Source organism: Streptomyces sp. O3 (assembly GCF_054788135.1).
In genome coordinates this window covers 1-13,923 of sequence record NZ_JBTVYK010000037.1, presented here as the reverse complement: position 1 = coordinate 13,923, position 13,923 = coordinate 1, and the positions used below count along the sequence as shown (strand labels likewise).

Genomic DNA, 13,923 nt, shown 5'->3' with positions numbered 1-13,923 from the left:
TGGCTCAGTCCTGGCTCAGTCCTGGCTCAGGGGGCGTGGCGGTCGCGGGCGCCGGTGCCCTCGTCGTCGAGATCGTCGAGGCCCGTCCACATCGAGCGGTCGTACGGATCGTCGGAGATCGTGACCATCTCGTCGGGCTTCGACGGCTTCTGGGCCCCGTGGGCGGCCGCGCGCAGCAGCGCCACGCTCTCGCGCAGATGGTCGGTGTCGGTGCGCACGCGACGGATGTCCAGGCCCGGTTCGACCTGCTGCTCCAGTCTCCCGACCGAGCGCACCAGGTCGTCCAGGCAACGCTGGACCGCCGTCAGATCATCTTGCAGGGACATGGCTAGCCCTACCTTCCGCGGTTGCGGTGGCGACGACATGCGCCTGCGAGTGTTGCGCGCCACATCCGCCGTTGTGAAGGGATCTGCGCGGATTACCGACTCAGGGGCTACATGTGCGCTCTTGTGTACGGGTCGGGACTGTGATTGGGCCGCACGAGTGGCGTTCTCTTTCTCCGCCGACGTGTCGCCGCCCCGTACGGGCCCGCATCACCTTCAGTTGGACGATAGGTGTGATCAACCCCTTATACCGCCACACATACCGCCATACGTGAACCAACCCGGCCCATACCGGCAGTGGGTGGCCGGGCCCCAGCCCCGGAGGTGCCAGCCATGTCCCACGACGGCGTCAGAGCCCGTCCCGCCCGCAGAGCGGCCGCCCTCCTCACGGCGGGCGTGCTCACCCTGCCCGCACTCGCCGGGTGCAGTTCGGGCGAGGAGCCGGACGCCACGCTGGCGCCCCAGGACATCGCGCCCGCGTCGCGTGACCTGGTGGCCGACGGGGGCAAGGTCGCCTGGGCGGTCGACGCGATGCCCGAGACGCTCAACGTCTTCCAGGCGGACGCGGGCGAGGCCACCACACGCGTCGCGGGCGCCGTACTGCCCTCCATGTACACGATCGACGCCAAGGGCCAGCCGCAGCGTAACGCCGACTACCTGGAGAACGCCGAGATCATCGAGCAGGAGCCCAAGCAGGTCGTGCTCTACCAGCTCAACCAGCAGGCGGTCTGGAGCGACGGCCGGGAGATCGGCGCCGCCGACTTCGCCGCCCAGTGGCGCGCCCTGTCCGGCAAGGACAGCGCGTACTGGACCGCGCGCAACGCCGGGTACGACAGGATCGAGAAGATCGAGCGCGGCGCGAACGACCTGGAGGTCCGGGTCACCTTCGCGAAGCCGTACGCGGACTGGCGCGCGCTGTTCTCGCCGCTGTACCCCAAGGACGTGATGGGGACGCCGGACTCGTTCAACGACGGCGCCCGCCGCGAGCTGAAGAACACCGCGGGCCCCTTCAAGATCAAGAAACTGGACCGCAAGAAGGGCGAGACCACACTCGTCCGCAACCCGCGCTGGTGGGGCAGCCCCGCCAAGCTGGAGAAGCTCGTCTTCCGGGCCGTACCGCCCCAGAAGCGCGCCGCCGCGCTCGCCGCGGGCAAGCTGGACCTGGCCGACATCGGCACGGGCGTCAACGAGCGGATCGCGCTGGCCGTACGGGACGCGGGCCGCAAGGGCCCGCTCACCCACGGCCCCGGCTCCGGCATCACCCCCGCCCAGGCCCTGCGCTCCTGGGCGATCGCGAACGGCGCGGGCGGCGAGGACGACGACGAGGCCGATGAGAAGGCCGAGGCCGAGCGGGAGGCCCGCGAGAAGAACCAGGCCGCGATCAAGAAGTACGCCGCCGAACAGCGTGCCCTCAGCGGCTTCAAGGTCCGCAAGTCCCTGGAACCGGCCTACACACAGCTGGCGCTGAACGGCGCCGACGGCCCGCTCGCCGACGAGCGGGTACGCCGCGCGGTGGCCCGCGCGATCGACCGCGCCGAGCTCGCCGAGACCGTACTGGGGCCGCTCGACCTGCCCGCCGAGCCGGTCGGCAGCCACCTGGCCCTGGCGGGCCAGGACGCGTACGCCGACAACAGCGGGGCGCTCGGCGAGCAGGACACCGCGGAGGCCCGCGCCCTGCTGGCCGACGCGGGCTGGTCACCGGGCGGCGGCGAGACGAAGGACGGCACGGCGGGCAGCAAGAAGGAGGGAGACAAGGAGAAGGACAAGGAGGAAGAGAAGGAGAAGCAGGAGAAGCAGGAGGAGAAGGGGGAGAAGGGGGAGAAGGGGGAAAAGGAAAAGCAGGAAAAGCAGGACGATGACGGCACTTACATCGTCGGCCAGGAAGACGGCAAGCCCCGCACCGGCGAGCAGCCCGAGAGCGCCCAGGAGAAGCAGCAGGCCCAGCCCGGCGGCGCCCCCGGCGCGTACGCGCCCAAGGGCACCGCGGCCCCCAGCCCGGTCGGCGGCCCGGTCGCCAAGGACGGCAGACCGCTGACGCTGCGCTTCGTCCTGCCCTCCGGGCCCGGCTCCGAGACGCTGCGCGCGGTCGGCGAGAAGGTGTCGAAGATGCTCAAGCGCATCGGCATCCGCACCGAGACGGCCAAGGTCAAGGACGCCAGCTACTTCAAGGACCACATCGCCTCCGGCGAGTACGACCTGGCCCTGTACTCCTGGCCCGCCTCCGCCTTCCCGGCCACCGACGCCCGTCCGATCTTCGCCAAGCCGCAGCCCGCGGCCGACGGCTCCCTGAACGTCGAGCAGAACTACACCCGAGTCGGCACCGACCACATCGACCAGCTCTTCGAGCAGGCGATCAGCGAACTGGACGAGAGCGCGGCCCGTGACCTGGTCAAGCAGGCCGACGCCCGGATCTGGGCCGCCGCCGGATCGATCCCGCTCTACCAGCGCCCCGAGCTCGTCGCGGCGAAGCCCCGGCTGGCCAACGCGGGCGCGTTCGGCTTCGAGTCGCCGCGCTACGAGGACATCGGCTTCCTGAAGCCGGGGGTCAGGCCCGCCCAGGGCGCGGAGCCCGCCCGGCAGCCCGAGAAGTCCGGTAAGGACTGATCGCGCGGTTCCCTTACCTCAGAGTTCACTCAAGGACCTTGCCCGCCGGTTCATCCGGCGGGCAAGGTGGTGTCCGCCCCTATTTGATCTGTTGACCTGTGCTTTCCCCCACGTCAGGGGCCCCGCGGAGGCCGCCTCCGCGAGGTCGACGTACGATGGGGTACGGCCGTGGCATGTCTGCCCGGCGAGGCCCGCGTACCGGACCGTACGCGCGGCATCCACGATTCCGGGAGTAGCGCCGCAAGTATGCCCACCCGCCACGACATCCGAAACGTCGCCATCGTCGCCCACGTCGACCACGGCAAGACCACCCTCGTAGACGGCATGCTCAAGCAGGCCGGAGCCTTCGCCGCCCACGCCGCCGAGAACCTCGACGAGCGGATGATGGACTCGAACGACCTGGAGCGTGAGAAGGGCATCACGATCCTCGCCAAGAACACGGCGGTGAAGTATCACCCCAAGGACGGCGGGGACCCGATCACGATCAACATCATCGACACCCCCGGCCACGCCGACTTCGGCGGCGAGGTCGAGCGCGGTCTGTCGATGGTGGACGCCGTCGTGCTGCTGGTCGACGCCTCCGAGGGCCCGCTGCCGCAGACCCGCTTCGTGCTCCGCAAGGCGTTGCAGGCCAAGATGCCGGTCATCCTCTGCATCAACAAGACGGACCGCCCGGACTCCCGGATCGCCGAGGTCATCGACGAGACCTACGACCTCTTCCTCGACCTGGACGCGACCGAGGAGCAGATCGAGTTCCCGATCGTCTACGCCTGCGCCCGTGACGGCGTGGCCTCGCTGACCAAGCCCGAGGACGGCACCGTACCGGCCGACAGCGACAACCTGGAGCCGTTCTTCACGACCCTCCTGGAGACGGTCCCGGCCCCCGAGTACGACGAGTCGGCCCCCCTCCAGGCGCACGTCACCAACCTTGACGCGGACAACTTCCTCGGCCGTATCGCGCTGCTCCGCGTGGAGCAGGGTGAGCTGAAGAAGGGCCAGACCGTCGCCTGGATCAAGCGGGACGGCACCATCGCCAACGTCCGCATCACCGAGCTGATGATGACCGAGGCGCTCACCCGCAAGCCCGCCGAGAAGGCGGGTCCGGGCGACATCTGCGCGGTCGCCGGCATCCCGGACATCATGATCGGCGAGACCCTGGCCGACCCGGAGAACCCGATCGCGCTGCCGCTGATCACGGTCGACGAGCCCGCGATCTCGATGACCATCGGCACGAACACCTCGCCGCTGGTCGGCCGGGGCGGCACCGGCAAGGGCGCGGACGCCAAGGCCGCGGTCAAGGACCGCAAGGTCACCGCCCGCCAGGTCAAGGACCGCCTGGACAAGGAGCTGATCGGCAACGTCTCGCTCCGCGTCCTGGACACCGAGCGCCCCGACGCCTGGGAGGTGCAGGGCCGCGGCGAGCTGGCGCTGGCGATCCTGGTCGAGCAGATGCGCCGCGAGGGCTACGAGCTGACCATCGGCAAGCCGCAGGTGGTCACCCGCGAGATCGACGGTAAGACGCACGAGCCGGTCGAGCGGATGACGATCGACGTGCCCGAGGAGCACATGGGCGCGGTCACCCAGCTGATGGGCGTCCGCAAGGGCCGGATGGACAACATGTCCAACCACGGCTCCGGCTGGGTCCGCATGGAGTTCGTCGTGCCGTCCCGCGGCCTGATCGGCTTCCGTACGGAGTTCCTGACCCACACCCGCGGCACGGGCATCGCGCACTCCATCCACGAGGGGCACGAGCCCTGGTTCGGCACGCTGACGACCCGTAACAACGGCTCGCTGGTCGCCGACCGTGCGGGCGCGGTCACCGCCTTCGCGATGACCAACCTCCAGGAGCGCGGCGTGCTGTTCACCGAGCCGGGCACCGAGGTGTACGAGGGCATGATCGTCGGCGAGAACTCGCGCGCCGACGACATGGACGTGAACATCACCAAGGAGAAGAAGCTCACCAACATGCGGTCGTCCACGGCCGATGTCACCGAGTCGATCGTGCCGCCGCGCAAGCTGTCCCTTGAGCAGTCCCTGGAGTTCTGCCGCGACGACGAGTGCGTCGAGGTGACCCCGGAGGCGGTGCGCATCCGCAAGGTCGTACTCGACCAGCGCAACCGCGCCCGCGCGGCCTCCAAGGCCAAGCACGGCTGACCCAGCCTGGCCCAGGTCGGAAGACCGGGCTACGGATTTCGCAGGACTTGGCCCGACTCCACGCCGGCACGGCGTAGAGTCGGGCCAGTTTGCGTGTGGGGGAGATACCTCACAGCCGGTCGCCGACCACGACCGAAGCCGACCGGGGTGATGATCTCCCTTTTGGCTTGATCCGCAACGGATTTTTCTGAGCCAGACGTCCGGTAGTCGGTGTGACCTGACCGATAGATGTATAACGAGTCCGTTTCGCGGTCATCTATCTCGGATCCGTTTGTCCGGATTTCGGAAGAAGTAACCATCAGGTGTGATCGAACCGAGACCAAAAGACTGTGGTCGCACGGATGGCCGATGGCTAATAGTTGAGCGCGTAGAGCTCGGGTCAATGGGTCGCGCGCCGTGGGGGAGCGTCGACTCGCGAGCACTAGGGGTGCCTGCCTCGACCGTCAGGGGTGTCGGTCGGGTCAACGGCGCCCTCTCTCGTAATGAACGAGTGGACTCAAGAGGAGGAAAGCCCATGTCCAGTGCCACAAGCGCTCAGTGGGCCGCGAAGTCCCCTGTGGTGCGCGGCGCGGTCGGTCTCATTCAGCGTGTCTCGGTGAACGGCGCTGCCGCCGCGCGTGGCGGACGGCTCTGACGGTCCGGTTTCCGGCCTATCGGCCGATCTGTGACCTCAGGGCGCTTCACCTCTCTCCAGGCGGCGGACCAGAATGCCCTTCCGGGGGTTGGTCCCGCTCTGCCTGACGGGTGGTGTCGCAGCTCTTGATCCTCCAACTGCCAGTCGGCGCGGGGTCGTTGGCAGCTGAACACCTGTGAAATGGACAAATGATGACGAGTCCAGTTGAGGCCGAGGACGTTCAGGCGTCCGGAGCCTTGGACTAAGAGACCGAGTCGAAGGCCGACGGCAAGGAGAGCAAGGGCCAGGACGGCCGCTCGCCCGGCCAGCTGATGTGGGCGCGCTTCAAGCGCGACCGCACGGGCGTGATCTGCGCCGTTGTCGTGATCGCTTACTTCGCGATCGCTGCACTGGCGCCAGTGATCGCGAAGCTCTACGGCAAGGACCCCTACACGCTCTACGCGCAGGAGCCCGAGCATCCGTTCCTGCTCGACGACTTCGCGATGCCCAGCGGGAGCTTCGGCGGAGTGTCCGGCGACTTCTGGTTCGGAGTCGAGCCCTACCTGGGGCGCGACGTGTTCACCATGCTGATCTACGGCATGCGCACCTCGCTGTACACGGCGCTTGCGCTGACCTTCCTGAGCGTGGCCACCGGAGTCATCATCGGCATGGTCGGCGGCTTCTTCGGCGGCAAGGTCGACTACTGGCTGGGCCGGACGACCGACTTCTTCCTGTCGTTCCCGAACCAGCTCTTCTTCATCGCCTTCATGCCCATCGTGACGGCGCTGTTCGTATCCCCCACGGACGAGACCCCGACCTATCTGCGGGCCGTCACGATCATCCTCGTGATGTGGTTCCTCGGCTGGATGGGTATGGCCCGTCTGGTGCGCAGTTCGGTACTGTCCCTGCGCGAACGCGAGTTCGTCGAGGCCGCCAAGGTCTCGGGCGCGTCCCGGTGGCGGATCGTCCGCAAGGAGATCCTGCCGAACATCGTCAGCCCGATCCTGGTGCAGGGCACCTACATGCTGCCCAGTGCCATTCTGTCCATCGCGTTCCTGTCGTTCGTCGGTGTGGGTTTCAACGAGCCGACGCCTGACTGGGGCCGGATGTTCGTCACTGGCGTCAGGGTCTATGAGACCGACCCCGCGTACATGCTCTTCCCGGGCATCGCCCTGTTCGTGTTCGTACTGGCCTTCAACCTTCTCGGTGACTCGGTCCGTGACGCGTTTGACCCCAAGACCGGACGGTGACGTCCATCAGCGGGCGGTGGCTGCCACCGCTCGCGCCGGGCAACCGGATCAGGCAGCAGTTCTCGTAAACAACTGACAGGTAGGTGCAACGAGCATCATGAAGCTCACCCGATCGCGCTCCGCGCGTGCCATAGTCGTCGCCCTCGCGGCCGGTTCGCTGGCTCTGACCGGCTGCTCCAACGACGACAGCGGCAAGAAGACCCAGGGCAAGTCCAAGTCCAAGGAAGACGCCGCGGAGCAGTCAAAGCCGGTTGCCTACGCCGACGCGGCCGGCTCGACCGGTCCCGCGAAGGAGGTGTCCGGCGCCGTCTCCGGCGGTGTGATCAACGTCTTCTCGCAGTCGGACATCACGCACATGGACCCGGGCCAGATCTACGTCAGTGACGCGGGCCAGCTCGCCAACCTGATCCACCGCGGCCTCACGGACTTCCAGGAAGACGACAAGGGCAACCTCACGGTCGTCGGCGACATCGCCACCGACTCGGGCCAGGCCTCCGACGACAACAAGACCTGGACGTACAAGCTCAAGGACGGCATCAAGGACGACCAGGGCAACGAGATCACCTCGGCCGACGTCCGCCACACCGTCGAGCGCCTGTACTCGAAGGTCATCTTCGACGGCCCGAGCTTCCTCCAGAACTGGCTCTCCGGACCCGACTACCGTGACGCGCTGCCGGACGGCCCGTACAAGGGCAAGCACCTGCCGGACTCCGTCCTGGAGACGCCGGACGACAAGACGGTGATCTTCAAGTTCGACAAGCCGCGCCCCGACCTGCCGCAGGCGCTCGCCATGGCCGGTTACGCGATCGTGCCGGAGAAGCGGGACACCAAGGAGAAGTACGACAAGGCCCCCGCCTCGCTCGGCCCGTACAAGATCGCCGAGTACAAGCCCGGCAAGTCCCTGAAGCTGGACAAGAACACCAACTGGGACCCGAAGACCGACGCGGTGCGCCACCAGTACGTCGACGGGTACAACTTCAACCTGACCGTCAGCCAGAGCAGCCAGACCAAGCGTCTGATCGCTGACCAGGGCGAAGCCAAGAACGCGATCCAGTTCACGGACGCGGTCGACAACCCGCAGATCCGCGACGTCGTCACGGACCCCGAGGTCAACAAGCGCACGATCAAGGGCTACCAGCCCTACGTCTGGCAGATGTCCTTCAACATGAGCAAGGACATCATGAAGGACAAGAAGATCCGCGACGCGATCACCTACGCGCTGCCGAACAAGTCCATGATCGACGCGGACGGCGGCAAGTACGGCGGCGAGCTGGCCGGTGGCCTGTTCGCCCCGACCCTGCCGGGCTACGACCCGAACTACGACCCGTTCGGCAAGCAGAAGAAGCCCAACGGTGACCCGGCAAAGGCCAAGGCGCTCCTCAAGGAGGCGGGCTTCAAGGAGGGCACCAAGCTCACCTACGCCTACTCCAACACCCCGCGTAGCCAGGCCCAGCAGGTGCTCGTCGTGGACGCGCTGGAGAAGATCGGCTTCGACGTCCAGGCCAAGCAGATCGAGCGGAAGAGCTTCTACGAGCAGATCGGCAAGCTCGACAACCCGTACGACCTCTACATGACCGGCTGGGGCCAGGACTGGCCGTCGCCGTCCACCGTGGTCACCCCCGTCTACGACGGCAACCTCATCGCCGACGGCGCCTCGAACTACTCGCACATCAACGACGAGAAGGTCAACGCCCTCATCGAGAAGGCCCTGGGCCAGCAGCCCGAGGAGGCGGCCAAGACCTGGGAAGAGGCTCACCACCGCATCGTGGAGGAGATCAACCCGGCTGCTCCGGTCTACTACTCCAAGCAGCTCCAGCTCTTCGGCTCCAACATCGGCGGCGCTTCGTACAGCACGAACTCCAGCTACATCAACATCAACAACCTGTACCTGAAGAAGCCGTGACGCCTGATCACTCCTGATCACGGCTGATCCGTGGGGGTGCGCGCCAGGCGGAGCGCGCCCCCACGGACCCACGTCACCCCTCACCACCGCCGCTTCCGAAGAGAGCAGCCGCCCGCCATGCTTCAGTTCCTCATCCGCAGGTTGACCGGCGCCGTCGCGATCATGTTCCTGATCGGCGCGTTCACGTTCTTCCTGTTCTACACAATCCCCCAGGACTTCGCCGCGCTCTCCTGTGGCAAGAACTGCACACCGGAGAACCTCGCGGTCATCCGCGAGAACCTCGGCCTCGACAAACCCATCACCACGCAGTTCTGGGACTTCATGGCCGGTATCGTGACCGGTCGGGACCTCTCCATCGGGCACTGCGAAGCCCCGTGCCTGGGGCAGTCCTTCAGCTCGGGCGAGTTCGTCTGGGAATCGATCATGGACCGCTTCCCGCTCACCCTGTCGCTCACGATCGGCGGCCTGGTGATCTTCCTGGTGCTTGGTCTCGCCTCGGGCATGCTCGCCGCCTGGAAGCGCGGCACCATGGCCGACAAGGCGGTCAGCGGCACCGCTATGGTGCTCAGCTCGTTCCAGATCTACTTCCTCGGTCCGATCGTCCTGGGTCTCCTCGTCTACAGCACCGGCTGGATGGAGAACCCCAAGTACGTCCCCTTCACCGAGGACCCGGCCGGATGGGCCGTCGGCCTGCTGATCCCCTGGGTCGTGATGTCGACCATCTTCGTCGCCCAGTACACGCGTATGTCCCGCTCCGCGATGATCGAGCAGCTCCAGGAAGAGCACGTCCGCACCGCGCGCGCCAAGGGCATGGGACGGAAGTACGTGTTCTTCCGCTACGCCTGGCGAGGCTCGCTCACGCCGATTGTCACTATCATCGGTATCGACCTGAGCTCCCTGCTCGCCGGTGGCGTGGTCACCGAGTTCACCTTCGACCTGGCGGGCATCGGCCGTCTCGCGGTGGAGTCGTCGCTGAACAAGGACCTGCCGCTGACCATGGGCGTGATGCTGTTCGGAGCGTTCTTCATTCTGCTCCTGAACATCCTCGTGGACATCTGCTACGCCTTCATCGACCCGCGCGTGCGCCTCGCCTAGGAGAACGACCGTGACCACACTGACCAAGACCGAAGACACTCCGTCCCCGACCGGGTCGGACGCCTTCCTCTCGGTTCGCGACCTGCGGGTGTCGTTCTCCACCGAGGATGGCGTCGTCAAAGCGGTGGACGGCCTCTCCTTCGACGTCGAGCGCGGCAAGACGCTGGGCATCGTGGGCGAGTCGGGCTCTGGCAAGTCCGTCACCAACCTGACCGTCCTCGGGCTGCACAACCCCAAGACCTCCAAGGTCGAGGGCGAGATCAACCTGGACGGCCAGGAGCTGACCACCGCGTCCGAGAACGAGATGGAGAAGATCCGCGGCAACAAGGCCGCGATGATCTTCCAGGACCCGCTCACCGCGTTCTCGCCGTACTACACCATCGGACGGCAGATCGCCGAGCCGTTCATGAAGCACACCGGCGCCTCCAAGAAGGAGGCGAAGGCCCGCGTCATCGAGATGCTCGACAAGGTCGGCATCCCGCAGCCCGCGACACGCTTCGACGACTTCCCGCACCAGTACTCCGGCGGTATGCGCCAGCGCGCGATGATCGCCATGGCGCTGATCTGCGACCCGGACCTGCTGATCGCCGACGAGCCGACCACCGCGCTCGATGTGACGGTCCAGGCCCAGATCCTGGACCTGCTCAAGGACCTCCAGCAGGAGTTCGGCTCGGCGATCGTGTTCATCACCCACGACCTGGGCGTCATCTCGCACATGGCCGACGACCTGCTGGTGATGTACGCGGGCCGGGCGGTGGAGCGCGGCAGCGTCCGCGAGGTGCTGCGGGAGCCCCAGCACCCCTACACCTGGGGGCTGTTGAGCTCGATGCCGCGCCTCGGCGGCGACATCAACGAGGCGCTCATGCCGATCCCCGGCACCCCGCCCAGCCTGCTCAACCCGCCCAGCGGATGCCGCTTCAACCCGCGCTGTACCTACGTCGACACGGTCGGCGGCGACCTGTGTGTGACCGAGCGCCCGCCGCTGGCCGAGGGCCGCGCGGCGGCCTGCCACCTGTCGGCGGCGCAGAAGCAGGACATCTTCATCGATCAGATCAAGCCCCGGCTTGGTTAGGGAGACGCAGCAGACATGAGCGACAACGTCACTCTGCCCAAGCAGGGCCAGTCGGATTCGGCCGCCAGCGACCGTGAGGCACTCCTCTCCGTCGAGGGCATGACCAAGCACTTCCCGATCTACGGCGGCTTCCCGTTCAAGCGCCAGGTCGGTGCGGTCAAGGCCGTGGACGGCGTGGACCTGACCGTCTACGAGGGCGAGGCCCTCGGCGTGGTCGGCGAGTCCGGCTGCGGCAAGTCCACCACCGGACGCCTGATCACCCGCCTCCTGGAGCCCACCGGTGGCAAGATCACCTACCGGGGCCAGGACATCACGCATGCCAAGCGCAAGCAGCTCGCGCCGATCCGGTCCGAGATCCAGATGATCTTCCAGGACCCGTACTCGTCGCTGAACCCGCGGCAGACCGTCGGCTCCATCATCAAGAGCCCGATGGAGGTCAACGGCATCGACCCGCCGGGCGGCCGCGAGAAGCGGGTGCGCGAGCTCCTGGAGACGGTCGGCCTCAACCCCGAGCACTACAACCGCTTCCCGCACGAGTTCTCCGGCGGTCAGCGGCAGCGCATCGGTGTGGCCCGCGCGCTCGCCCTGGAACCGAAGCTGATCATCGCCGACGAGCCGGTCTCGGCGCTCGACGTGTCCATCCAGGCCCAGGTCGTCAACCTTCTCAAGAAGGTCCAGGAAGAGATGGGCATCGCCTTCCTCTTCATCGCCCACGACCTGGCCGTCGTCCGGCACTTCTCCCAGCGCGTGGCGGTCATGTACCTCGGCAAGGTGGTGGAGGTGGGCGACCGTGAGTCGATCTACACCCGCCCCCGCCACCCGTACACTCACGCCCTGCTCTCGGCCGTGCCCGAGGTGGAGGTCGAGGGCGACGGCCCGCCGCGCGAGCGCATCCGGCTGGCCGGTGACGTCCCGTCGCCGATCAACCCGCCGTCCGGCTGCCACTTCCGCACCCGCTGCTGGAAGGCGCAGGACAAGTGCGCCACGGACGACCCGCCGCTGGTCCAGATCTCCGGCAACACGGACGGCCACCTGACGGCCTGCCACTTCCCGGAGGACCCGATCACCGAGGCGCACGGCAAGGACGTCGTCATGGACCCGGCGCTGACGGCGCTGGAGGAGTCCCGCGAAGTCGATTAGGGGTTCGCTTTCAGCTTGGCCGTATCCCCGGCCTGGCTGGCCCGAGGGCTGGGGCAGCGGAAAACGGAACGCCCTTGCTCAGACAGGGAAAATCCTGTGTGATCAAGGGCGTTCGCGTTCGGTGGCTCCGGTTCCCCGCAGTCGGCTTTGAAAGGACAGAAATCTGCCTACGCGGCTCAGCGAATTGACCGAGCCAGCACAGCAGTCGTGACCTTACGCCTTCCCTTTACAGACGGCAGTGCTCCCGCCGTACGTCCCGACAGAGACCCACACGGTCCGCCCCTCGGGGATGTTGAAGTCCTGGGTCCTGTCCCCACCGGAGCCCATGGTGAATCGCCAGTCCCTCTCGATGCGCTTACCGTCCGCGGTTGCCCACTGGACCTCGTAACTCATCGCGGCACCCGACCAGTTACGCATGTGCAGCTTCTCGCCGTAACCCTTGAAGGAAGCGATAGCGGCCTTACCGGGGTCAGCGGACCTCCAAATGGTGGCGACCATGTCGTTGGAGCCAGGGTCGTTGTTGGCAGCGAACTTGTCGCAGTCAACTCTCCAGTAGGCATCCGGTGCTGCCTGCGCCGTCCCTGGCACAGCAAGTACGAGCGCCGCAACGGCCGTGGTCGTCAACCCGACCGCGCTCCTGAGGGTGTTCTTCTTGAAGATGCGCACGGTTTCGCTCTCCAGTCTCTCGCAGATGTGAATTGCGCGAGGGTGTGGCAATTCACGATCCTTTTTCGGACGGGTCGAAGTTCCTGCGCGTCGAAGGCTTTTGCCCTCCCCGCACTCACAAGCGTTCCATGATCTGCGGCTCGTGATCAATGGGGTTTTTCTGGTATGGCTTGGATTGATCGCTTTTTTCAGCGGGCCACTCCAGGTCAAGTCGCCACGGCCAGGGACTGCCCGCTGCGGGGTGATTCGCGGCGGATGCAGATCTTCCGGAATGGTTGCTGAGGTGGCATCGTGGCTGGTTGTGTTAGTTGAAGGGCTGAACCTGGGGCGAATGTGGCTGTCGGTGCAGGTGGGTGTCAACCTGCTGAAGAGATGTCGGACCTTGTACCGCTGAGGCGGCGATACGCCAACACTGGGGCACCTCAAGCGAAGTCGCGAGCGGTAGGCGTTCTGGCGTGAAGATGCCTACCCCCTGCATCGCTCATGCAGGGTCCGCCTTGGCGGTCACGGTGAACCGTCTACGAGGGCGAGGCCCTCGGCGTGGTCGGCGAGTCCGGCTGCGGCAAGTCCACCACCGGACGCCTGATCACCCGCCTCCTGGAGCCCACCGGTGGCAAGATCACCTACCGGGGCCAGGACATCACGCACGCCAAGCGCAAGCAGCTCGCGCCGATCCGGTCCGAGATCCAGATGATCTTCCAGGACCCGTACTCGTCGCTGAACCCGCGGCAGACCGTCGGCTCCATCATCAAGAGCCCGATGGAGGTCAACGGCATCAACCCGCCGGGCGGCCGCGAGAAGCGGGTGCGCGAGCTCCTGGAGACGGTCGGCCTCAACCCCGAGCACTACACCCGCTGCTGGAAGGCGCAGGACAAGTGCGCCATGGACGACCCGCCGCTGGTCCAGATCTCCGGCAACACGGACGGCCACCTGACGGCCTGCCACTTCCCGGAGGACCCGACCGTCCAGGCCCACGGCAAGGACGTCGTCATGGACCCGGCGCTGACGGCCCTGGAGGAGGCGGACTACTGAGGTTGAACTTGTGGTGTCGTAGGGGCTGACGGCTGGTTGCCCGCTGCGATATCACCGGGGCATGCGGTATC

At 66.8% G+C, this 13,923-nt stretch carries 8 protein-coding genes and 2 pseudogenes; 8 read left to right on the top strand and 2 right to left on the bottom strand.

Annotated features, from left to right (window positions below; genetic code table 11):
• Positions 1-26: 26 nt before the first annotated feature.
• Positions 27-326 carry a hypothetical protein gene (locus ACX6XY_RS19445; RefSeq protein WP_460332239.1) on the bottom strand — a complete coding sequence of 100 codons (300 nt, stop codon included), beginning with the start codon at positions 324-326 and terminating at the stop codon, positions 27-29.
• A 330-nt stretch (positions 327-656) separates the two neighbouring features.
• Here ACX6XY_RS19445 and ACX6XY_RS19440 point away from each other — a divergent pair, with 330 nt between their 5' ends.
• The 7 genes and pseudogenes from ACX6XY_RS19440 to ACX6XY_RS19410 all read left to right on the top strand — a co-directional run bounded on the left by ACX6XY_RS19440 (position 657) and on the right by ACX6XY_RS19410 (position 12,154).
• Positions 657-2,927: an ABC transporter family substrate-binding protein gene (locus ACX6XY_RS19440; RefSeq protein WP_460332237.1), complete on the top strand. Its 2,271-nt coding sequence runs from the start codon at positions 657-659 to the stop codon at positions 2,925-2,927.
• Between the two features lie 246 nt (positions 2,928-3,173).
• A complete protein-coding gene (gene typA / locus ACX6XY_RS19435) occupies positions 3,174-5,081 on the top strand; it encodes a translational GTPase TypA (protein WP_460332235.1) in 1,908 nt (635 codons plus the stop codon).
• An 825-nt stretch (positions 5,082-5,906) separates the two neighbouring features.
• Positions 5,907-6,944: pseudogene (locus tag ACX6XY_RS19430) on the top strand (ABC transporter permease).
• 97 nt (positions 6,945-7,041) lie between these two features.
• A complete protein-coding gene (locus ACX6XY_RS19425; protein WP_460332233.1) occupies positions 7,042-8,847 on the top strand; it encodes an ABC transporter substrate-binding protein in 1,806 nt (601 codons plus the stop codon).
• A gap of 117 nt (positions 8,848-8,964) precedes the next feature.
• Positions 8,965-9,942, top strand: coding sequence for an ABC transporter permease (locus ACX6XY_RS19420; RefSeq protein WP_460332231.1), 978 nt, complete (start codon positions 8,965-8,967; stop codon positions 9,940-9,942).
• 10 nt (positions 9,943-9,952) lie between these two features.
• The gene (locus ACX6XY_RS19415; protein WP_460332229.1) at positions 9,953-11,014 is read left to right on the top strand and encodes an ABC transporter ATP-binding protein; all 1,062 of its coding nucleotides are present in this window, start codon (positions 9,953-9,955) and stop codon (positions 11,012-11,014) included.
• A 15-nt stretch (positions 11,015-11,029) separates the two neighbouring features.
• The gene (locus tag ACX6XY_RS19410; RefSeq protein ID WP_460332227.1) at positions 11,030-12,154 is read left to right on the top strand and encodes an ABC transporter ATP-binding protein; all 1,125 of its coding nucleotides are present in this window, start codon (positions 11,030-11,032) and stop codon (positions 12,152-12,154) included.
• Positions 12,155-12,367: 213 nt separating this feature from the next.
• On the opposite strand, the gene ACX6XY_RS19405 is transcribed toward ACX6XY_RS19410, so the two are convergent.
• The gene (locus tag ACX6XY_RS19405; RefSeq protein ID WP_460332225.1) at positions 12,368-12,820 is read right to left on the bottom strand and encodes a hypothetical protein; all 453 of its coding nucleotides are present in this window, start codon (positions 12,818-12,820) and stop codon (positions 12,368-12,370) included.
• Between the two features lie 513 nt (positions 12,821-13,333).
• On the opposite strand from ACX6XY_RS19405, the pseudogene ACX6XY_RS19400 reads away from it, so the two are divergent.
• Positions 13,334-13,852, top strand: a pseudogene (locus ACX6XY_RS19400) (ATP-binding cassette domain-containing protein); the annotation flags it as partial.
• Positions 13,853-13,923 lie beyond the last annotated feature (71 nt).

What these genes read in the sequence shown, in the direction of transcription:
- ACX6XY_RS19425 (WP_460332233.1), top strand. Translation starts at nt 7,042, where the DNA reads ATGAAGCTCACCCGATCGCGCTCCGCGCGTGCCATAGTCGTCGCCCTC.
- ACX6XY_RS19440 (WP_460332237.1), top strand. Translation starts at nt 657, where the DNA reads ATGTCCCACGACGGCGTCAGAGCCCGTCCCGCCCGCAGAGCGGCCGCC.
- ACX6XY_RS19420 (WP_460332231.1), top strand. Translation starts at nt 8,965, where the DNA reads ATGCTTCAGTTCCTCATCCGCAGGTTGACCGGCGCCGTCGCGATCATG.
- typA (WP_460332235.1), top strand. Translation starts at nt 3,174, where the DNA reads ATGCCCACCCGCCACGACATCCGAAACGTCGCCATCGTCGCCCACGTC.
- ACX6XY_RS19410 (WP_460332227.1), top strand. Translation starts at nt 11,030, where the DNA reads ATGAGCGACAACGTCACTCTGCCCAAGCAGGGCCAGTCGGATTCGGCC.
- ACX6XY_RS19445 (WP_460332239.1), bottom strand. Translation starts at nt 326, where the DNA reads ATGTCCCTGCAAGATGATCTGACGGCGGTCCAGCGTTGCCTGGACGAC.